Source organism: Geminocystis sp. NIES-3708, from assembly GCF_001548095.1.
Lineage (GTDB): Bacteria > Cyanobacteriota > Cyanobacteriia > Cyanobacteriales > Cyanobacteriaceae > Geminocystis.
In genome coordinates this window covers 323,792-343,706 of record NZ_AP014815.1, presented here as the reverse complement: position 1 = coordinate 343,706, position 19,915 = coordinate 323,792, and the positions used below count along the sequence as shown (strand labels likewise).

Below are 19,915 nucleotides of genomic sequence, written 5' to 3'. Positions count from 1 at the left end.
TCTATCTTTTTTCTAAAAAAAATCATGAAATCAAATTTTCAGCCCTTTAAAATTCTTGAAGATGGACTTAATCTAAAAAAAACTAATCATCTTCAAATCACCTCAAATTCAGTAAATTGGAATATTTATTTAGTCGAGGGGAAATTGCAATATGCACATCATTCCTTACAATCTTTAGAAACACTTAAGTATTATTTAATGCGTATAGCACCTGATATAGCTTCTAAAATGTCTTTAACTCAACCTCAAAATAGTACCAATAATCTTGAACTCATAACAATAATAAACGGGTTAGTTTATCGGAATGATCTCAGCTCAAGTCAAAAAACAATGTTGATTATGGAATTGACTCAAGATGCGTTAGAGTCTTTTCTTTGGTTAAGGGATGGAGAATATCAATGGAATCAAATTAATACAGTTGAATCCTTGAAAATGAAAACTACGATAGAAGTAAATCCCATGGAACTTTCTACCCTTCTAAAGTCTTTGAAGATTCGCCTAAAAATGTGGCAAAAGCTAACTCCTTTAATTACTTCTGTTCACCAACGCCCTTTCTGTATAGATCCTTCTAAATTACAAGAAAAAGTTCCCAATGGTAATCTTTCTCCAGGTATTTTGATGCAGTTGGCAAAATTAATGAAGGGTGCAACGATTCGTCAGTTAAGTATTTTTCTAAAACAGGATGAGTTAAGAGTAGCTCAATTGTTATTTCCTTATCTTCAATATAAAGTTATTAAATTATATTCTCCGAAAACCCCCCTTGATAAATTACCCTCAATTCCTTCAACGTTAGAAAATCAACCCGAAAATAATCCTCCCTTAAAATTTTCAAATTCCAATATTATTAGTCGAAGTCAAACGACAGTTACTCGTGAATTCTCTCTAAAAAATAGTCCCTCAATTAATCCTAAAGGTCTTATGGCTAATGAACCTAAGACTTCAAAAACAAATGTTCAAACAAATGAGCAAAAAACTTATCGGATTATTTGTATTGATGATAGTCCGACAATGCTAGAAACTATTAAAGAGTATTTAGGAAGTGATAAATATGAAGTCTTTACGGTGATAAATCCCATGGAATCTCTTTCATTTTTATTCAATATTAAACCCAATTTAATTTTGATGGATTTATCGATGCCCGGTATTAATGGAAATCGACTAGCTCAAATACTCAAAAATAGTTCTGTTTTTAAGAATGTTCCGATTATTATTATCAGTGGCAATACAAAAATGTTGGATCAAGAAAAAATTGAAGCAATTGGAGCAAAAGATTTTTTAGCAAAGCCATTTACACAGCAAAGTTTATTGGCTATAGTAGATAAATATTTACAAGTTTAAGATTCGAGAAAAGAAGTTAATAAAATCTTTCAAATTTTTCATATTTATTAATTATAAATATCTGAGAAAATTTTTCAAAAATCAGCTTTAATTTAGTCAAAATATTACAAAAATCTTGTTAAAAAATAGGTATTAATTATGAATGTTACTTATAATATTCCTTTAGTCATACTTTCAGCAATTGTGGCTGTGGCGGCGGGTTACTTCACCATTGAAATGTCAAGAGAAATCACTTTAAATAAGGGTTTAGAGCGTTGGACATGGTTAATTATTAGTGCGGTAACTATGGGCATGGGTATTTGGGGAATGCACTTTATTGCCATGACTGCTTTTTCCATCGAGCCTAAAATTACTTATGATTTTGTGATCGTCTTAATTTCTTTAGTTGCCGCCGTTGCGGGATGTCTTCAAGGTTTATATATTATTACTCAACCTTTGATTAATAAGAAAATTCTGATTGCTGGATCTATTACTATGGGTTCAGCCATTGCAGGAATGCACTATATTGGTATGGCAGCTATGAGAGTATCGGCTAATATTAGTTATGATCCCCTAATTTTCGCTTTATCCGTATTAATTGCCATCGTCGTTTCTTTTGCGGCAATCATCATTGTAATAGGATTACGCACAGCCAAAAAAGATCAAACTTATACTTGGAAAACAATTCTTGCTTCTTTGATTATGGGGGGTGCAGTTTTATCAATGCACTATACTGGGATGGCTGCCGCCCGATTTAAGATTAACTACGGTATGATTATCGAACAAACTAATATGTTGGATAGTGGAGTGATTGGTTTTTCTATCGCTTTAGCTGTGTTAGGAATGTTTGCGATCGTCTATGTTGTATTACTTAATGCAAACTGGAATCGTTCTACTTAATACTAGAGAGTGGCATAAATTAGACTTATAATAACTTTTCGGTTAGTTGGAATATTATTGAAATCTTTAATTGTCATTTTGAGCTTATCCAAGAATATCAAAAAGTTCTAAGCATGATAATGACTACTATAAAGTCATTAGTTTATCTCACTCCAACAAAATAAAAATAACAAAGACGAGACAGACTGGGAGACTAGAAGAAAAATTTCCGGTATTTTTGTATTTTGAGACAATTATATTGACTAAGTTTTAATTTTACATAAAATTTATTCTAAATATTGCAAAATTGTCCTTATCGAAGGTATTGCTAAAGTTAATAAGATAATTATTCTATATAATATATTATTTTAAATTTAAGATAAAAAAATGTTAAGAAAATCTTTGTTAAAAGGACTATTTATTTTTTCTTTAGTATTATTAGGAATAATCTCTTTTCCTTCTATAACAAGAGGAAATAATAATCCAAAGATTTTAGTAGGTGCGGCGGCTAGTCTTCAACTAGCTTTACAAGAATTTAGTAAAAAATATCCCCAAAATGTTGATTATAATTTTGCTTCATCTGGTATTTTACAACAACAAATTGAACAAGGTGCACCCATTGATGTGTTTATTTCTGCCGCTTCTAAACAAATGGATGCTTTAGAAAAAAAGAATTTATTATTACCGAATACTAGAAAAAATTTATTACTTAATCAAATTGCTTTAATTACTCCTAAAAAAAACCCTTTATCTTTATCTTTAGCTAATTTTTCTCAACTAGCACAACCGAAAATAAAATTCATTGCCATTGGCGAGCCACGAAGTGTACCAGCAGGACAATACGCAATAGAAGTATTTAAAAATTTAAGAATTTTAGCCTCCTTAGAATCTAAATTTGTGTTTGGAAATAATGTCAGAGAAACTTTAACTCATGTAGAAACTGGTAATGCTGATGCTGGAATTATCTATTTAACTGATGCTAAAAGTTCTGATAAAGTAAAAATAATTGCCATCGCAGATAAAAAGTTACACACCCCCATTGTTTATCCTATAGCAGTTATTAAAAATAGTAAATATAAAGAAGTATCAAAAAAATATTTAAAATCTTTACAAAGTGAAACTGCTAGAAAAATTTTTCAAAAATATGGATTTGGCATAGCTAAATGACAATTAATTTATCTCCTTTGTGGATTTCTTTAAAAGTATCATTATTATCCACTATAATTACTTTTGTTTTAGGAATTATTATTGCTTATCAAGTATATCAATATAAAGGAAAATGGCGATCATTTATCGAAACAATTTTATTGATTCCCCTTGTTTTACCGCCTACCATAGTAGGATTTTTAATATTAATATTACTAGGAAAAAATAGTATAATTGGTCAAATATTATCCCGATGGAATTTAAACGTTATTTTCACATGGTATGGTGCTGTAATTGCTTGTATAATAATCGGTTTTCCCTTGATGTTTCGAGCTACTTTAGGTACATTTGAACAAATTGATTCTTTATTATTAGATGCAGCGAGAATTGAAGGTGCGTCAGAAATTGCCATATTTTATTATATTAGTTTACCCTTGGCTTTTCGAGGTATTTTGGCGGGAATAATCTTATCTTTTACCCGTATGTTAGGAGAATTTGGAGCAACTTTAATGGTAGCTGGAAATATCCCGAATAAAACTCAAACAATTCCGATGGCTATTTATTTTGCAGTACAAGCAGGAGAATTTGAAGAAAGTTGGTTTTGGGTTATAATTCTTTTATTCTTTTCTTTTTTAACTATTTTTCTTTTCAATAATTTATCACGATAAAATAAACTTTAATTGTGAAAAACTATTGATAACAATCAGTTGAAATTATTACTCAATATCATTGGCAATTATTGATAAAAACCTTTATAAGAAACAATAAATTTTTAGTAAATCATTTAATATTTTTATAAAAAAACTTAATGATAAATCATAGTAATTACTGGCTTAAAAATGCTCATATTCCTTCTTGTTTGATAGTCAATAATCAATTTATTTCTGATACAAGAGAAAATTTATGTTTATGTGATATACAAATTGAAAAAGGAAAAATAATCAAAATTATCAAGGCTTCTAATAATACCATTGGTATTGATTTACAAAAAGGAATTGTTTTGCCTTGTTTTGTTGATATACATACCCATCTTGATAAAGGACATATTTTTGAGCGATCACCAAACTTACAAAGTGACTTCAAAACAGCCTTAGAAACAGTAAAAAAAGATGCTATTTTCTGGGATGAAGAAGACTTATATAAGCGCATGGAATTTGGTTTAAAATGTAGTTATGCTCATGGTACGATCGCTATTAGAACACATTTAGATTGTCATGAAAATCAAGCCGATATTACTCTAAAAGTTTGGCAAAAATTACAAAAAGCATGGCAAAATAAAATTACTTTACAAGCCGTTTCTTTAGTTAGTTTAGATTATTTTTTAACAGAAAATGGTGTAAAATTAGCAGATAAAATGGCAGAAATTGGTGAAATTTTAGGAGGAGTTGCTTATACAAATCCAGAATTAGAAATTCAGTTAGAGAAAGTTTTTCAACTAGCAAAAGAGAGAAATTTAGATTTAGATTTTCATGCAGATGAAAACGGAGAAATTGACTCAATTTGTCTGCAAAAAATTGCTGAAATAGCGATTAAAACTAATTTTAGTGGTAATATTCTTTGTGGACATTGTTGTAGTTTGTCGGTGCAACCAAAAGAAGTAGTACAAAAAACAATTAACTTAATAAAAGAAGCAAATATTAATATTGTTAGTTTGCCGATGTGTAATTTATACTTGCAAGATAGAAAAGAAAATATAACTCCTTTTTGGCGAGGAATAACTAAAGTTAAAGAGTTAAAAAAAGCAGGAATAAAAGTTGCTTTTGCTAGTGATAATTGTCGTGATCCTTTTTTCGGTTTCGGTGATCATGATTTGTTAGAAGTGTTTAATCAGTCCGTAAGAATTGCTCACTTAGACACTCCTTATAGCGACTGGATTACCTCTGTTACGAAAATTCCTGCTGATTTAATGCGATTACCACAGTTAGGGCGAATAGGGGTAAATTATTCTGCTAATTTAGTAGTTTTTAAAGCTCGTTATTTTAGTGAATTATTATCTCGAAATCAAAATGATAGTCTTATCATTAGAGATGGTAAAATAATAAAAAATGAGTTACCTAACTATCAAGAATTAGATTAAAAAAAGGCTCATCTTACAGCAAACTCTAATTATTGAGGTAAATTACCTAAAAAACTAAGGATAATTCCTATTAGCAATAAACTTCCTCCCAAATATTGAGCCATAGTAGGAATTTCTCCTAAAATCAAATAAGCCATAAAAATAGCAACCATAGGATTAAATAAACTAGCTAAGTTAATTTGCGTTGAAGTGGCATTCTTTAAACCTGCTAACCAACAAAATTGACCAAATACAACAATAATTCCTGCATATATTAACATCCATTGCCAAAGAAAAGGAGATAAGACATGATTAAAATGATCTAATCCATAAAGAAAATTGGCTAAGAGAAAAAAAATTACTGTCCCTAGTATATTACGATAAATCATAAAAATTCCTAAAGGAATAGATCTCAATTGTAACTTACCCATAATGGTGGAAATCGAGGAGATAATAGCGGCAATCGCCACAAAAATTTCGCCAATTCCGATTTGAAATCCGCCCATAGAGATCATCTGTCCAGAACTTGCGAATAAAGCAGTTATAACCACACCAAAAAAGGATACAATAGAGCCTGTCATTGTCCAAAAATTAACCCGTGAACTTAACAACCAAACACCCAAAATTAGGTTTAAAATAGGTTCTATACGTCCAATTAAAACAATATTAGTTACATTGGTTTTCTCAAGAGCAGTGAAAATTAACCAAGGTGCGATCGCCCCTGATAAAATACCTGTAACGGTTAAACTAATCCAATCTTGACAAGTTAAAACTTTAAGAGTAGTAAATTTCCAATCTTGACGAAAAATCAGGAACATTAATCCTAAAGCACAAAGATTACCCACAAATAAAACATTACAGGGTGAAATGGGATTTTGACCATCAATTAAGTGAGATTTACCAATGTCAATAAGTTTAGTGGTAACGGAGTTAGAAGCCCCAAAAATTAAAACCGCAATAATAAGATATATTTTAGTAGAAACTCGACTTAAATTTTTTTGTACATTATCAATAGTTTTCATCATCTGTTAATAATGCTTTTTCATAGCCGATGTTTGGTGCAGAATAAATAGAGACAAACACAGCATCTTCGTTACTTTTATTTATCGCCCCATGAATCTGATTTTTTTGAGCTAAAGCAATTTCACCAGCATTTAAACTTTGACTTTGACCATCACCTAAATAATAGGTTAAAGTACCTTTGATCATTATCCAACTATCTTGCCCGTGGGGGTGATAATGAGATGGAACAATTTGTCCGGGTTTTACTAACCATACGGCAATACTAGAATTTTCAGTCTGAGTAATCTCTGTCACCGTAGCATTTTGGTCATTGGAACAAGTATAGTCTTCTAAAGCAAAAATTCTTCTATTCATATTATCTATCATGAGAGTTTGATTAAATATAAAGCATGAAGGAGTAATACTGTGAAATTAACAATTTTTATATAATGAGGAATCATATGGCAAGATACCTATTCCCCACCTCAGTTCGACAGAAGAAAAATGATGAAGACAAGACGGCAGAACAAGTAGTAGGGAAGGGTAGGTAAAAAAATTGCCAATATTTCTGCTGATGGAGAAAATTTTATTCCTTCACAAAAACATAATCTCCTGTGTCTACCAAATCTTCCAAATCTTTCATCACCTATTTTTTTATATCGAACTCAGGAATTTCTCATTCCTCATTACTTAAGTTTGATCCTTTAATCTTACCATTGCCGAACCAATGGGGATTTCCTCTCCTATTTCTTGTAACTTAGCACTTACACGATAAAGGACACGACCGCCCATTCTCGACATATCAACTCCTGAAAGCCTAATGGTAACATAATTATCTGGTTTTACAGGTTGAGCAAAATTAATTGTTACATTACCCGGAGTTAATGCAATGGTACTGGCAATCTCTCTACCATCTCTATCTACCGCCTTTGCTGTAATTGAACGCCCCATATCCATTGGTAAAGAAATTGTAGCTGATTCTAAAGAAAATCCCGTTACCGCTAAAGTAATAAAATGCGTATCTCCTGAAGCTCCTACAATACCTGAGTTAGAAACAAAAGGCGCAGTAAAACTCATGGTCATTTGCGCTTGTGCTTGGGGAGTGATTATGGGGAGAAAAGTAGTGGAAATAGCTAAAGCAGAAAGAGAAGTTGCGATTAAACGAAGGTTCATAGTATTAAACTCCTTAATAATAAAATTTGATAAGTAATAAATAGATATTGATGAAGATAGTATTAATTACTTAACTTCATTAGGGGGAAACATAGTTACTTTACCTTTTTTGACGGCTACAACCACATCATAGGTAGCACAGTAAGAAAAGGTGACATCATTGGCTTTGTTGTAAAGATTCACCACCATACCTGCACCTCCGGGTTGTACCCCTAAAGGTAACAAATCACCATAGAAAAAGCGACGCAATTGATCACCTCCTCCAATTTGTCCTTTATTTTTTGTCACTGCTTCAATTTGTTGAGCAGGGGTCATTTTTGGTGCTGCGATCGCCTTATTTTCCAATGGAGGAATAAAACTATCAATAGCGACATTTCCCACCGTGATAACCGTGGCAACGGCTAAAGAAGTCAGAAAAGTACCTAAAAATCTTGACTTTAACATTTTTTTTGGGAAATCAATGAAATTAATAACGGTATGGTAATTTATTTAATTTTTTTTGAGAAGTGGGCAAATTAGAATATTAGATATGCCATTTTGGAAGAGGTAAAACTGTTGTATGGATCGACTTGCTTGTATGCAGAGTTTTGTTAGAGCCGTTGAATTAAATAGTTTTTCTGCCGTAGCACGAGAACAACAGACGACGCAACCAACTATTAGTAAACAAATTGTTGCACTAGAAAAATATTTAGGTATACAGTTACTAATTCGTTCTACTACGAATTTATCTTTAACGGAAGAGGGCAAAATATATTATCAATACTGTCAGCAAATTTTGGAAACCGTTGCCGAAGCTGAAGCTAATCTGAGGGGAAAAGAAGAAGCTAAAGGTACTTTACGAATAGGTTGTTCTGTTCTTTTTGGACAAATGCAGATTTTACCCAGATTAAATACTTTTATCAAATATTATCCTGATCTCAAAATCAATTTGGTGATGGCAGATCATTTTGTGAATATGGTGGAACAAGGTTTAGATGTTTTAATCCGTATTGGCGATCACCAAGATAATTCTCTGATTAGTCACCCTATTGGTACTACTTATCGAATAACGGTAGCAACAAAAGACTATTTTGATCAAGCTGGTAAACCACAAACTCCTGAAGATTTAGTTAATCATCACTGTATTATTTATAGTAATCTAGCAACAGGAAATGAGTGGCATTTTCAAGGAAAAGACGGATTAATTAAAGTACAAGTTGCAGGATATTTTCAAACTGATAGTTCTATAGCTATTCGATCAGCAATTTTATCAGGTTTAGGTATTGCCGTTGCACCGGTATGGATGTTTGGTGATAAAATTTATGAAAATGATCTTCAAATTGTGTTACAAGATTATCCCCCTACATCATTTCCTATTAATGCCGTTTATCGTCGTAGTCGTTTTTATCCTGCTAAAATCAGTTGTTTTATTAATTTTTTAAAGTCAGAATTTAAACTTGATCCTTGGGTTTAAGAAAGTTTTTTAACACCATCAAGAATTAGATTAAAAAGAGGCTTATCGTAACAACTAAAACCCTAGTTTTCCTGAATTTTAGACAAATCAAGCCACCATAGTTAAGGCTTCTTTTCCGTGCAATCGCATTAATTCCATTAATTCATCACGATAGTCATGAAATTGACTATGACGTTTGACATGAGCGGTTCTTTCTGGTAAGCTAATAGTCATCTCTTTTCTGACTGTACCCGGACGAGAACCTAAAGCATAAATACGGTTAGATAAAAACACCGCTTCTTCTACATCATGGGTGATCATAAAGATAGTTAATTTAGTACGTTTCCATAAATCTAAGATAAATTCGTGCATGGATTCTTTAGTGTGAATATCTAATGCGCCAAAAGGTTCATCCATAAGTAATACTTTAGGTTCTGAGGTTAAAGAACGGGCTATGGCAACTCGTTGTTTCATACCGCCAGATAATTCTTTAGGTAAAGATTTGGCAAAATTAGTTAAGCCAACAACACTTAGATAATAACTAGCTTTTTCCTTTCTCTCTTTTTTATTTAATCCTTGTAATTTCAAACCAAATTCAGTATTTTCTTGTACTGTTAACCAAGGATAAAGAGTGTAATGTTGAAAAACCATTCCTCGATCTGGACCAGGTGCAGTGATAGTTTTACCATCAACTTTTACTTCTCCAAAACAAGGCTTATCTAACCCTGCAATTTGACGTAATAAAGTAGATTTACCTGAACCAGAAGCACCTACAGCACAAATAAATTCACCTTCCTCAATGATCATATTAATATCTTTGAGAACTGATAATTTTCCATTTTTAGTATCAAAATTTTTGTGTAAATTATTAACTTGTATAAACATATTTTTCTTTTTTTTGTTATAATTAAAATTAGCGTTTTTGACTAGACCAATTACAGGAAACTCTTAATAAATATTGAAATAATAAATCTAAAGATAAACCAATAATTCCAATCACAATTAAACCGACAAAAATTTCATCAGTTTTGAGAAATCTTCCTGCGACACTAATACGTCTTCCTAAACCTTCCGTTGACGCAATTAACTCTGATACGATTACTAATTGCCATGCGGCGGCTAAATTAATACGACAAGCATCAAGAATACCGGGCAAAGAATGGGGTAAAATCACTTGAGTTAAAATCTGCCAACGATTACCCCCTAAAATATACGTTGATTCGATTAAATCTTTTGATACAAATTTTACAGTATCCATAACCATTAGTGCATTAAAGAAAAATACACCTATAAATATCAGGGTTATTTTAGGTTCTTCCCCAATACCTAGATAAAGGATTAGTAAAGGAATAAAAGCGGGGGCTGGCATATAACGCATCAATCCAAAAATAGGCTCAAATAATGCTCGAATACTGGCAAAACTGCCCATTAAAATCCCAATGGGGATAGCGAACAATGCCGCAAAGAAAAAACCAAATCCCACACGCCACAAACTGGCTACAGTATCTTTTTGTAAATCTCCACTACTCCATAACCTGCTAAAAGCTTCTAAAACTCTTGAAGGAGAAGGTAAAAATTTAGGATCAATATTACCAAGAGTAGTAACTAACCACCACACTAAGAATGGAATAGCAATAGAAGCAACGGTAAGGGTTATATAAAGAGGTTTAGGAATATCCTCTGATAAACGCCAAAAACCGTTAAGAATATTTGCTTTACTTTTGTCCATGTTTTTGGTTATAGTCATAATTGTTATTCATTTTTTACATGATGTTGTTAGTTAAGTCTCAAAAAGTTAGCTAACCATCTATATCAAGCTAAATCTAAAAAACACATAAATTTACTGATGAGAATAGGCACTCTTACAATAGTTTCACGGTGTTTAAATCATAATTGCTATTTACCTTTGATTTTTTCTGCATAGGCTTTGACAAAACGATCATCAAAAATAGTAGTAGTATCAATTTCTTTAGTCGCTAAACCCACATCCACAAGAAACTTACTCAATTGTTTAGCTGAAAAATCAAGAGATTTCATGTTTTCACCTTTAGTAAAGGCTTCTAAATTTTCTTCAATGGTAAATAACTTAGTACCTTCGGCGTATTTTCCATATTCTTCAACGGAAACTCCTGCCCGTTTTGCCATAATTTCATTAGCTTGATCAGGATTAGTTTTGATATAGTCTAAGGTAGCGAACCAACTATCCACCATTGCTTGTACTTTTTCGGGGTTTTCCTCCACAAATTTACGAGTAAACACAAGGTGATCAGAAATTGAACCGGGAAAGTCTTTTGAGCTAAATAACTCTTTACTATTAGGGCGAGTTAAGGCTTGAGTCGTAAAGGGTGCAAACACCGCTACAGCGTCAACTTGACCAGCTACAAAGGCGGCGGCGGCTGAACCAGTTTCCAATGGTACAAATTCAATGTCTTCTGGTTTTAAACCTGCTTCCTTCATGCCCAAAAGTAAAAGAAAATGATCTACTGTACCTTCTTCGGCGGCGACTTTTTTACCTTTCAAGTCTTGAACAGAATTAATACCTTCACTGACGATGATTTTATCGTTACCTGTAGAATTATCATTAACTAAAACAACGAGTTGATCAGCACCACCTGCGATCGAACTAACGGTATCCCCTAAAGTTTGACTATTAGCATCTATTTGTTCGGCATTGAGAGTGCTAATGGATTCGAGATAGCCATCAAACCACTTTAAATCAACCTTGACATTATTTTGATCAAAAATATCTTGATCATTTGCTACTTGCCAAGGAAACCAACCAGGCCAAGCACTAAAACCCAGTCTGACTCCAGTTTCAGTGGAAGTGTTTGGAGTTGTAGGGGTTTCTGTATTAGTCTGAATGTTAGATGCAGGGTTAGAACAAGCTACACTTAAGCTAACAGTTGCCAAGAAGATGACAATATATGATAAGAGCGATCGTCGTTTCATGGTTGTAACTCTCAAAGGATTAAATGTTGATCAAAATGAAAAATTAATTGAGTTGAATAATTGCTAATAAATTTTTAAACAGTTATAAACTCTTTTGTCTCCGAGTTTTTGCGATCGTTAACCTGATTTTTGACCCAAGTAAACCATTCATCTAACCCCATTTCTGTCTTACTAGATACAGGAATAATTGTTACATGAGGATTCATTTGTCTGACATTGTTAATTAATTTATCCAAGTCAAAGTCTAAATGTGGTGCTAAATCTATCTTAGTGATAAGCAAACAATCAGCTTCTTGAAACATAATGGGATATTTAAGAGGTTTATCTTCTCCTTCAGTAATGCTCAATAAAGCTACTTTAGAATGTTCACCAACTTCAAACTCTGCGGGACAAACTAAGTTACCAACGTTTTCTACCCACACCAAATCAAATTCAGAAGGGTCATATTTAGCCACTAATTGATGAATGCCTCCCGATACCATTTTGGAGTCTAAATGGCACGATCGCCCTGTATTAATGGCAATAACAGGCACATCATAAGCTCGGAGTCGATCAGCATCTAATTCTGTAGTCATATCCCCTTCAATGACTGCCATTTTTAACTCTTGATTAAGATGAGCGAGGGTTTTTTCTAGTAAAGCGGTTTTACCTGCCCCGGGGCTACTCATGAGGTTAAAGCAAGTAATACCCCATTCGTCAAAGTGTGAGCGATTATGATCAGCACCGGCTTGATTGGCATGGAGTAGATTTATTTCTAAAGCGGCATCGAATGTTTGGTGCATAATTAGTGAATAGTGAAGAATGAATAGTGATTAGTGATTAGTGATTAGTGATTAATTTTTTAATTCGCTTTAGCAGACTTTAACTATTAACTTTGTTAATTTATTGCAAAGCTATTTATTGCTTAAAACCTCAGTATCATAACTTTTAAGATTTAATGAGAAAACGAAAATACACTACAGTATTAAACACAAGAATACTCCAAGCGATCAATCTTTAACTCTCTACCTGAGCGAATATCATCCATCGGAGAATTACACTTAGGGCAGGAATACTGCAAACCAATTTCGGGCTTGTATTCTTCTTGGCAATGATGACAATAGGCAACTAAGGGAATTTCTTTAATGGCTAAGGTTGCTCCCTCAAGGAAAGTGTTACGGGTTTGCACCTCAAAGGCAAATTCCAAAGATGCAGGTTCAACACAAGTAAACTCCCCTACAATTAAATGAACCTTATCAATTTTGTAGGGTTGGGGTTGAGAGTCATACCAGTCTTTCACTGTCATAATGAGAGCCTTTGTCATATCCGTTTCGTGCATGATAGGAGTTTAACTTTTTTCTAAATTTTCAATTCGGCGAGTAAGTTGTAACAATCTTTCCTCATAATCAATCTGCTTTATTTCTTGGGCTATATGTAGATTTAGTAATTGCTCTAAAGCTGTATTTAGTTTCAATTGTTCGTCATGGAGTTTGATTTGAGACTCCTGTAACTTTAATTGAGATTCCTGTAAGCCTCGTTGAACACCTAACATACCTTTGATCGCCAAGGGCGGCACTGTGCGATCGTATTTTCAATGTCCTCTATATTCATTGTCTTAATCTGATATTTGATTAATTCTTAGGATAATTTATAGATTTAATCATTGACAGGTAACTTTTATGAGAATCGATGGGTTATAGGCACATAATCAGGTTTTTGCTCAATACGATTCAACCAAGAAAGAATTGAGGGAAACGATCGTAAATTAAATCCTCCTTCTTCTGCTACATGGGTATAAGCATATAAAGCAATATCGGCAATGGTATATTGTTCATTGACAAAAAAGGTTCTTGTTTGCAAATGTGCTTCCATTATTTTTAAAGCATGGTATCCTCCTTGTTTTTTTTTCTCTAATTCCCTTTGATATTCTTCAGGTTGATTGAGAATTATTAACCAATATCGAGAAGTTGCTATATATGGTTCATGACTGTACTGCTCAAAAAATAACCATTGCATTACCTGAGCGTCATACCATGAATCATGAGGAAAATAGGAGGTATTTTGACTTAGGTAGTAAAGAATAGCGTTAGACTCAACTAAATATTGATTAGCAGAAATTTCTAATACAGGTATTCTACCATTGGGATTTTTCGTCAAAAACTCAGATTTTCTTGTTTCTTCTCTTAAAATATCAACTTCTATCCAATCAAAAGGAATTTTGAGTTGACTTAATAGCAACCGTATTTTGTAACCATTTCCCGAAGACAAAAAATCATAGAGACGGTACATTTTACTTAACTCCAAGGCTCATCAACCACTTGAGCTTCCTCATGGATATAATAGGGTTTCTCTTTGCGAGGTAACTGCCCAGAAACAACCAAATGAGCCATAGTATCGCAAATAACACGGGTTGCCATTAAAGAAGTCATATCGCTGACATCATAGGGCGGTGAAACTTCCACTACTTCAATACCGCAAACTGTGGTATTTTGTACAATTTTCTTAAGTAGATATAAAGCCTCACGGGGTAATAAGCCTCCGGGTTCAGGCCATCCCGTGCCGGGTACAAAACCAGCGTCAATACAGTCAATATCAAAGCTAATCCAAACGCAATCAGTGCCATCGGTTGCTTTTTTGATCGCAAAATCGGCAGCCGCATCTAACCCCATTTCCATAATGTCGGTAACGGTGAGGATATTAGTAGCTCTTTCACGGCATACCTTAACCCCCTGACGTGGCACTTGCCAACCACCTATGCCTAGTTGTACAAGGTTTTTGGCTGGTGCGTTTGCCATGTTAGTGGCATGAAACCAAGGGCAAGTGTGCATTCTTTCGTCTAAGTCTGTTTCTTGAGTATCCACATGACGATCAAAATGGATGATTCCTACTTTTTTATCTCCTAAATGACGACAAATTCCCCTGACGGTAGGGAAACCGATGGAATGATCACCGCCTAAGATAATGGGAAATGCACCCGATTTGAAGATATGGGCGATACCTTTGGAGATTTGATCAAAAGATTTTTCGTTATTAGCAGGAATAGTGAAGATGTCTCCTACATCGCATAGTTTAATTTGTTCTCTTAAATCTACGCCCAACTCAAAGTTATAGGGAGTATATAAGGCACTGATACGGCGAATACCTTGAGGGCCAAATCTTGTACCGGGGCGGTAAGTCGTACCAGAATCATGGGGTACACCGACGATGGCGACATCATAGTTACCAACTTTATGGACATCTTCGATATAAGGTGCTTTTAGGAAAGTATTAATACCTGCATAGTGAGGCAATTCTCCACGAGAGAAAGTTGAAATAGTCCGATCTTTGATACTATCCGCCGCTTCGAGTCCATAATTTAAACCGTCTTGAACTTCCTGTTGCCACCCTGTGAATGATAGTTGAGTCTCCTTTTTTAAAGCTTTTTGAGCTTCACTTTCTGGTTGATTACTCATGATTTATTCTCCTTGAATTGGTGTTATAGATCAACAAAAAACCCAGAAGGGTGACAGTCATACCATCACATCCTCCCGGGCTTTTCTCCCTCCGTGTAGCTACTTTTATCCTTATCAAAAAAAAATCTTGTCAGTAGCTCGTTTCTCTCGGACCAGTCATGTAGGCACATCGGAACCCTAGAAACCTTCTTTATTACTTTTTTGTTGGCTACAGGATAACAAACCCCCCTAGGGGATAACTGTATAGAAAGATACGAAAATAACAATTAATTATTCACCTTTATCTTGAATAAAAGATTCTACTAATTGCACATCTTTTTTACTGCCTAAAATGGCAGGAGTTCGTTGATGAATTTTTTCTGGTACAATATCTAATATTCTTGTTGTGCCTGTAGATGCTTTGCCCCCAGCTTGTTCCATAATAAATGCTATGGGTGCAGTTTCATATAACAATCTTAACTTACCTTCTGGTTGGTCTGTTGTACCTGGATATAAAAATACTCCCCCTTGCATCAAAATACGATGAATGTCTCCCACTAATGCACCACTATAACGCCCAGTGTAACCTTCATGACGATGAACATAACGAATATAATCCCTTAAAGAATCATTCCATTGCCAAAAATTGCCTTCATTGACGCTATATACTGAGCCATGATCAGGAATTTTAATGTTTTCTTGTGCTAAGATAAACTCTCCTAAACTTGGATCTAAAAAAAAAGAATGTACACCTTGACCGATAGTATAAACTAATACGGTAGCTGGTCCATAAAGAATATAACCCGCCGCAATTTGTTTAGAACCATCTTGTAATAAGTCGGTTGCTTTACCATCAAAATCTTCCCCTTCCTGTTGTCGAATCGCAAAAATTGAACCAACATTTAAGTTTATATCGACATTGGACGAACCATCAATGGGATCATAAAGTAAAGTATATCTACCAATGGGGCAATTTTCAGGAATATAATAGGGTTTTTCCATTTCTTCCGAAGCCAAACGACAAATTAAACCACTTTGCTTGAATACAGAGATAAACACTTCATTGGCATAAATATCCATTTTTTTGACGGATTCCCCTTGAATGTTGCTGTCTCCTGTAAAGCCTAATACATCTTCCATTAAACCAGCACGACTGAGACGACGAGATATTAATTTTCCTGCCAATGCAATACGGCTCATAATAGCACTTAAATCTTGAGCATCGGCAGAAAAGCTGTTTAATTGTTGTAGAACGTGTCGGGATAAAGTGGTACAATCTCGATCAAGACTATATTCGGGAATAATTATTTCTGATTGTGCGATCATGTCCATTGATATTTCTCATAAATAGTTGCTAACATTATCATTTTACCTTTACAAACTAAATTCTATTGTTTTTATTCTTTGTGATAATTACTTTTCGTTAAAAATTTCATGGTTAATCATTAATGATAAATTCTCCTTTAGAATAAATATTAGTTGTCAATACTTACCCAAGATAAAATAATGGATGGTATCTTTGATGTCGATATTGCTACAACAGCAAAAATACTAAAATTAGATCGTTTTTTTATTTTAAGATTTAAGTATAAAAATTTTTCTAATCAAAATCAAACTGACACCATTCCATCCGCAACGGTAGAAATTAGTTTTAATTGGGAATTAAATTCAGATAACTTTCATAAAAAAAAAGTTAATTCTTATCAATTATCAGACTCTCCTTTAACTTATTATGCTTGGCAACAAGCCCCCTCTTATACTAAGATTAGTAATAGAAAACAACTAGAAAATCTTAATATTTCTCAGGATGTTATCGAAGTTTTTGATATAAACTTAATTGAATCTTTATTAATTATACCTCTTTTTTTGCAACGTAATTCTCAAAATTCTTTACCTTCTCAATCTCTAATTCTTGGTTTATTAGTGATGGAAAATTATAAACCTAGACGGTGGCAAATTTCAGAAATAGAAACAGGAAAATGGATGGCAAAACAAATTACTGCATCTATTATTAATCAACAAACAGTGGAAAAGGTTCAATCATTAGTAGATGAACGCACAACTCAACTACAAGTTAGTTTAGATGTACAGGCAAAATTAGGTAAAAGAATGCGAGATTATATTGACGAATTAAAACGTTTAAATATGATTAAAGATGAGTTTATTGCGAGTTTAAGTGATGCCTTAAAAACACCATTATCTAATATGAAAATGGGGATAAAAATGTTACGTTTAATTAATAAACAAGAACAAAATATTCGTTATTTAGATATTCTTGAAGATGAATGTGAAAAAGAAATTAATTTAGTTAATAATCTTTTAACTTTACAAGAATTAGAATCAAATCAATTAGCTATCGAACCTCAAAAAATTTATCTTAAACCTTTATTAGATGATTTGTATAACTTTTTTTCTCAAGAATTACACTATAAACAAATTAGATTAACCATTGAGAATCAACAAGATTATATCTACACGGACTTAAATAGTATGAATTTAATAATTAAAGAGTTACTTAATAATGCTAGTAAATTTTCTGAAGAAAAAACCGAAATTATTTTACGAATTTATCCTAAAAAATCTGATAATATTATTGAAATTAGCAATTATGGATGTGCTATCAATGAAGAAGAAAGAATACGAATATTTCAACCTTTTTATCAAGGACTACAAGTAGAAAATGTTACAAACAGTGGTACTGGATTGGGCTTAGCTTTAGTCAAATCTTTAGTACAAAATTTAAACGGAATAATTGATGTTTCTAGTATTTTTATCAAGAAATCAAACAATTATTTAAACACTTTTACCATTACTTTTCCTCAACTATCTAATGAATGAGATCTTTGCAATATAATCTATCTTGGGATTACCAAAATTATTCTCCTTTTCAGCGTCAATGGGATATTTTTCTCGTAGCATTACAATTTTCTTGGTTTATATTTACTGATTTTATTACCAGAAATAACTCTAGTCGTCAATATCATAAAAGAGCAAAATGGTTAGTACAAAAATTAATTAAACTAGGTCCTACTTTTATCAAAATTGGTCAAGCATTATCAACTCGTCCTGATTTAATTCCTTTAGAATACATAGAAGAATTTAGCTTACTACAAGATCGTGTTCCTCCTTTTTTATCTGAAGATGCCATCACTATTATTGAACAAGAATTAGGAGAAAAATTAGATAATATTTACGAAGAATTTGAAAGAGTACCTATTGCCGCCGCTAGTTTAGGACAAGTTCATTTAGGAGTCTTAAAAACAGGTGAAAAAGTTGTTATTAAAGTACAAAGAAAGGGTTTAGAAAAATTATTTAAACTCGATTTTCATGTATTAAAAACTTTCATTAATTTAGGTGATCGCTTTTTACCCGGATTTAAAAAATATGAATTAAAATTAATATATCAAGAATTTTTTACGATTTTATTTGCTGAAATAGATTATATAAAAGAAGGAGAAAATGCTGAACGCTTTAGTTATAATTTTCAGGATGATCCTAGAATAATTGTCCCAAAAGTTTATTGGCAATATACTACTAAAAAAATATTAACATTAGAATATTTACCCGGTATAAAAATTAATGATAAAGAAACCTTAAAATCTAAAAATATTCCTTTAAAACCTTTAATTGAATTAGGAATTTGTACTTATTTAAAACAACTATTAGAAGACGGTTTTTTTCAGTCAGATCCTCATCCGGGCAATATGGCAGTAAACAAGGATGGATCTATAATTTTTTATGATTTCGGTGCGATGGCAGAGGTAAAAGGATTAGCACAAGAGCAAATGGTACAAACATTCTTTGCTATGCTACGAAAAGATGCAGATCAGGTATTAGATACATTAATATATATGGGTTTAATTGAGCCTGTCGGAGATATGACGGCTATAAAAAGGTTAATCAGCTTTTCTTTAGCACGTTTTCTTGATAAACCTATAGATATTAATGCTTTTCGAGAAATTAGTACCGAAATTTACATTATGTTTGAGCAACAACCCTTCCGTTTACCGCCTCAAATGACTTTTATTATCAAAGCCATAACTACTCTTGACGGTATTGCACGTAATTTAGATCCACAATATAGCCTTCTATCCGCTAGTCAACCTTTTTTCCGCAGAATTACTCGCTCTAGTGCATCTAACAACATATTATTAATACTTGCTCGTCAAGGAAAACTTTTTCTTCAGCAACAGTTTCAAAAACCATCACCCTTAGAAACGACTATTCAAAATTTTCAAGAAAAATTAGAACAAGGTGAATTACAAATTAGAATACGTTCTCTGGAAAATGAAAGGATTAGCAAAAGTCTTTATTTAGCAATAAAAGTTCTAATTTATACTTGTTTAACTGGCTTTTCTTTACTCAATGGCATCCTTCTCATTTCAACTATTTATCACTCATGGGCTGTTATTTTATTCGGTTTGACAGGATTATTTACTTTTCTTTTACTGCGATCATTGATCATTTTAACGGTATCAGAAAAATTATTAAAATAAACAAAAACTCGTAATTAACTATTTCCCAATACTTTTAAGAAAACTGCTATGATAA

General features: G+C 32.8%; 21 protein-coding genes and 1 riboswitch. Of the genes, 8 read left to right on the top strand and 13 right to left on the bottom strand.

All coding sequences use genetic code 11. The annotated features are described in order from the left end of the window. Positions 1-24: 24 nt before the first annotated feature. The 5 genes from GM3708_RS01475 to GM3708_RS01455 all read left to right on the top strand — a co-directional run bounded on the left by GM3708_RS01475 (position 25) and on the right by GM3708_RS01455 (position 5,419). Positions 25-1,338: a PleD family two-component system response regulator gene (locus tag GM3708_RS01475; RefSeq protein ID WP_066343463.1), complete on the top strand. Its 1,314-nt coding sequence runs from the start codon at positions 25-27 to the stop codon at positions 1,336-1,338. A 138-nt stretch (positions 1,339-1,476) separates the two neighbouring features. Then, a complete protein-coding gene (locus GM3708_RS01470; RefSeq protein WP_066343456.1) occupies positions 1,477-2,217 on the top strand; it encodes an MHYT domain-containing protein in 741 nt (246 codons plus the stop codon). A 366-nt stretch (positions 2,218-2,583) separates the two neighbouring features. Next, complete coding sequence (gene modA / locus GM3708_RS01465; RefSeq protein WP_066343455.1) at positions 2,584-3,363, top strand: molybdate ABC transporter substrate-binding protein; 780 nt, start codon at positions 2,584-2,586, stop codon at positions 3,361-3,363. Next, entirely contained in the window at positions 3,360-4,010 is a 651-nt protein-coding gene (modB, locus tag GM3708_RS01460) for a molybdate ABC transporter permease subunit (protein WP_066343454.1), read from the top strand. The genes modA and modB overlap by 4 nt, the downstream gene beginning before the upstream one ends. Before the next feature lie 140 nt (positions 4,011-4,150). Beyond that, positions 4,151-5,419 carry a cytosine deaminase gene (locus tag GM3708_RS01455; RefSeq protein ID WP_066343450.1) on the top strand — a complete coding sequence of 423 codons (1,269 nt, stop codon included), beginning with the start codon at positions 4,151-4,153 and terminating at the stop codon, positions 5,417-5,419. A gap of 29 nt (positions 5,420-5,448) precedes the next feature. Here the strand turns inward: GM3708_RS01455 and GM3708_RS01450 are convergent, their stop codons facing one another. The 4 genes from GM3708_RS01450 to GM3708_RS01435 all read right to left on the bottom strand — a co-directional run bounded on the left by GM3708_RS01450 (position 5,449) and on the right by GM3708_RS01435 (position 8,017). Next, positions 5,449-6,423, bottom strand: coding sequence for a DMT family transporter (locus GM3708_RS01450; protein ID WP_082713970.1), 975 nt, complete (start codon positions 6,421-6,423; stop codon positions 5,449-5,451). Next, positions 6,407-6,775 carry a cupin domain-containing protein gene (locus tag GM3708_RS01445; protein WP_082713968.1) on the bottom strand — a complete coding sequence of 123 codons (369 nt, stop codon included), beginning with the start codon at positions 6,773-6,775 and terminating at the stop codon, positions 6,407-6,409. The genes GM3708_RS01450 and GM3708_RS01445 overlap by 17 nt, the downstream gene beginning before the upstream one ends. A gap of 315 nt (positions 6,776-7,090) precedes the next feature. Then, positions 7,091-7,573: a DUF2808 domain-containing protein gene (locus GM3708_RS01440; protein ID WP_066343445.1), complete on the bottom strand. Its 483-nt coding sequence runs from the start codon at positions 7,571-7,573 to the stop codon at positions 7,091-7,093. 66 nt (positions 7,574-7,639) lie between these two features. Further along, entirely contained in the window at positions 7,640-8,017 is a 378-nt protein-coding gene (locus tag GM3708_RS01435) for a hypothetical protein (protein WP_066343442.1), read from the bottom strand. A 115-nt stretch (positions 8,018-8,132) separates the two neighbouring features. On the opposite strand from GM3708_RS01435, the gene GM3708_RS01430 reads away from it, so the two are divergent. Beyond that, on the top strand, positions 8,133-9,026 hold the full coding sequence (locus GM3708_RS01430; RefSeq protein WP_066343441.1) for a LysR family transcriptional regulator: 894 nt from the start codon (positions 8,133-8,135) through the stop codon (positions 9,024-9,026). Between the two features lie 87 nt (positions 9,027-9,113). Here the strand turns inward: GM3708_RS01430 and GM3708_RS01425 are convergent, their stop codons facing one another. The 9 genes from GM3708_RS01425 to fbp all read right to left on the bottom strand — a co-directional run bounded on the left by GM3708_RS01425 (position 9,114) and on the right by fbp (position 16,690). Further along, entirely contained in the window at positions 9,114-9,890 is a 777-nt protein-coding gene (locus GM3708_RS01425) for an ABC transporter ATP-binding protein (RefSeq protein ID WP_066343440.1), read from the bottom strand. A 28-nt stretch (positions 9,891-9,918) separates the two neighbouring features. Then, a complete protein-coding gene (locus GM3708_RS01420; RefSeq protein ID WP_066343439.1) occupies positions 9,919-10,752 on the bottom strand; it encodes an ABC transporter permease in 834 nt (277 codons plus the stop codon). Positions 10,753-10,901: 149 nt separating this feature from the next. Next, positions 10,902-11,954: an ABC transporter substrate-binding protein gene (locus GM3708_RS01415; protein WP_066343437.1), complete on the bottom strand. Its 1,053-nt coding sequence runs from the start codon at positions 11,952-11,954 to the stop codon at positions 10,902-10,904. A 74-nt stretch (positions 11,955-12,028) separates the two neighbouring features. Continuing rightward, entirely contained in the window at positions 12,029-12,736 is a 708-nt protein-coding gene (hypB, locus tag GM3708_RS01410; RefSeq protein ID WP_066343436.1) for a hydrogenase nickel incorporation protein HypB, read from the bottom strand. Between the two features lie 182 nt (positions 12,737-12,918). Then, positions 12,919-13,272, bottom strand: a complete 354-nt coding sequence (hypA, locus tag GM3708_RS01405) for a hydrogenase maturation nickel metallochaperone HypA (RefSeq protein WP_066343434.1) — start codon at positions 13,270-13,272, stop codon at positions 12,919-12,921. Positions 13,273-13,281: 9 nt separating this feature from the next. Further along, entirely contained in the window at positions 13,282-13,509 is a 228-nt protein-coding gene (locus GM3708_RS01400; RefSeq protein WP_144439259.1) for a hypothetical protein, read from the bottom strand. A gap of 101 nt (positions 13,510-13,610) precedes the next feature. Beyond that, positions 13,611-14,222, bottom strand: coding sequence for a glutathione S-transferase family protein (locus GM3708_RS01395; protein ID WP_066343431.1), 612 nt, complete (start codon positions 14,220-14,222; stop codon positions 13,611-13,613). 5 nt (positions 14,223-14,227) lie between these two features. Further along, the gene (gene speB / locus GM3708_RS01390) at positions 14,228-15,385 is read right to left on the bottom strand and encodes an agmatinase (protein WP_066343428.1); all 1,158 of its coding nucleotides are present in this window, start codon (positions 15,383-15,385) and stop codon (positions 14,228-14,230) included. Positions 15,386-15,455: 70 nt separating this feature from the next. Next, a riboswitch (guanidine-I (ykkC/yxkD leader) is annotated at positions 15,456-15,577 on the bottom strand. A gap of 78 nt (positions 15,578-15,655) precedes the next feature. Continuing rightward, positions 15,656-16,690 carry a class 1 fructose-bisphosphatase gene (gene fbp, locus GM3708_RS01385; RefSeq protein ID WP_066343426.1) on the bottom strand — a complete coding sequence of 345 codons (1,035 nt, stop codon included), beginning with the start codon at positions 16,688-16,690 and terminating at the stop codon, positions 15,656-15,658. A gap of 180 nt (positions 16,691-16,870) precedes the next feature. Between fbp and GM3708_RS01380 the strand changes: the two genes are divergently transcribed. After that, positions 16,871-18,202, top strand: a complete 1,332-nt coding sequence (locus GM3708_RS01380) for a sensor histidine kinase KdpD (RefSeq protein WP_066343424.1) — start codon at positions 16,871-16,873, stop codon at positions 18,200-18,202. Then, the gene (locus GM3708_RS01375; RefSeq protein ID WP_066343417.1) at positions 18,199-19,860 is read left to right on the top strand and encodes an AarF/ABC1/UbiB kinase family protein; all 1,662 of its coding nucleotides are present in this window, start codon (positions 18,199-18,201) and stop codon (positions 19,858-19,860) included. The genes GM3708_RS01380 and GM3708_RS01375 overlap by 4 nt, the downstream gene beginning before the upstream one ends. Positions 19,861-19,915: the final 55 nt, after the last annotated feature.

What these genes read in the sequence shown, in the direction of transcription:
- GM3708_RS01430 (WP_066343441.1), top strand. Translation starts at nt 8,133, where the DNA reads ATGGATCGACTTGCTTGTATGCAGAGTTTTGTTAGAGCCGTTGAATTA.
- GM3708_RS01420 (WP_066343439.1), bottom strand. Translation starts at nt 10,752, where the DNA reads ATGACTATAACCAAAAACATGGACAAAAGTAAAGCAAATATTCTTAAC.
- speB (WP_066343428.1), bottom strand. Translation starts at nt 15,385, where the DNA reads ATGAGTAATCAACCAGAAAGTGAAGCTCAAAAAGCTTTAAAAAAGGAG.
- GM3708_RS01395 (WP_066343431.1), bottom strand. Translation starts at nt 14,222, where the DNA reads ATGTACCGTCTCTATGATTTTTTGTCTTCGGGAAATGGTTACAAAATA.
- GM3708_RS01440 (WP_066343445.1), bottom strand. Translation starts at nt 7,573, where the DNA reads ATGAACCTTCGTTTAATCGCAACTTCTCTTTCTGCTTTAGCTATTTCC.
- fbp (WP_066343426.1), bottom strand. Translation starts at nt 16,690, where the DNA reads ATGATCGCACAATCAGAAATAATTATTCCCGAATATAGTCTTGATCGA.
- GM3708_RS01470 (WP_066343456.1), top strand. Translation starts at nt 1,477, where the DNA reads ATGAATGTTACTTATAATATTCCTTTAGTCATACTTTCAGCAATTGTG.
- modB (WP_066343454.1), top strand. Translation starts at nt 3,360, where the DNA reads ATGACAATTAATTTATCTCCTTTGTGGATTTCTTTAAAAGTATCATTA.
- GM3708_RS01375 (WP_066343417.1), top strand. Translation starts at nt 18,199, where the DNA reads ATGAGATCTTTGCAATATAATCTATCTTGGGATTACCAAAATTATTCT.
- GM3708_RS01475 (WP_066343463.1), top strand. Translation starts at nt 25, where the DNA reads ATGAAATCAAATTTTCAGCCCTTTAAAATTCTTGAAGATGGACTTAAT.
- GM3708_RS01425 (WP_066343440.1), bottom strand. Translation starts at nt 9,890, where the DNA reads ATGTTTATACAAGTTAATAATTTACACAAAAATTTTGATACTAAAAAT.
- GM3708_RS01380 (WP_066343424.1), top strand. Translation starts at nt 16,871, where the DNA reads ATGGATGGTATCTTTGATGTCGATATTGCTACAACAGCAAAAATACTA.
- GM3708_RS01415 (WP_066343437.1), bottom strand. Translation starts at nt 11,954, where the DNA reads ATGAAACGACGATCGCTCTTATCATATATTGTCATCTTCTTGGCAACT.
- hypA (WP_066343434.1), bottom strand. Translation starts at nt 13,272, where the DNA reads ATGCACGAAACGGATATGACAAAGGCTCTCATTATGACAGTGAAAGAC.
- hypB (WP_066343436.1), bottom strand. Translation starts at nt 12,736, where the DNA reads ATGCACCAAACATTCGATGCCGCTTTAGAAATAAATCTACTCCATGCC.
- GM3708_RS01455 (WP_066343450.1), top strand. Translation starts at nt 4,151, where the DNA reads ATGATAAATCATAGTAATTACTGGCTTAAAAATGCTCATATTCCTTCT.
- modA (WP_066343455.1), top strand. Translation starts at nt 2,584, where the DNA reads ATGTTAAGAAAATCTTTGTTAAAAGGACTATTTATTTTTTCTTTAGTA.
- GM3708_RS01445 (WP_082713968.1), bottom strand. Translation starts at nt 6,775, where the DNA reads ATGAATAGAAGAATTTTTGCTTTAGAAGACTATACTTGTTCCAATGAC.
- GM3708_RS01435 (WP_066343442.1), bottom strand. Translation starts at nt 8,017, where the DNA reads ATGTTAAAGTCAAGATTTTTAGGTACTTTTCTGACTTCTTTAGCCGTT.
- GM3708_RS01450 (WP_082713970.1), bottom strand. Translation starts at nt 6,423, where the DNA reads ATGATGAAAACTATTGATAATGTACAAAAAAATTTAAGTCGAGTTTCT.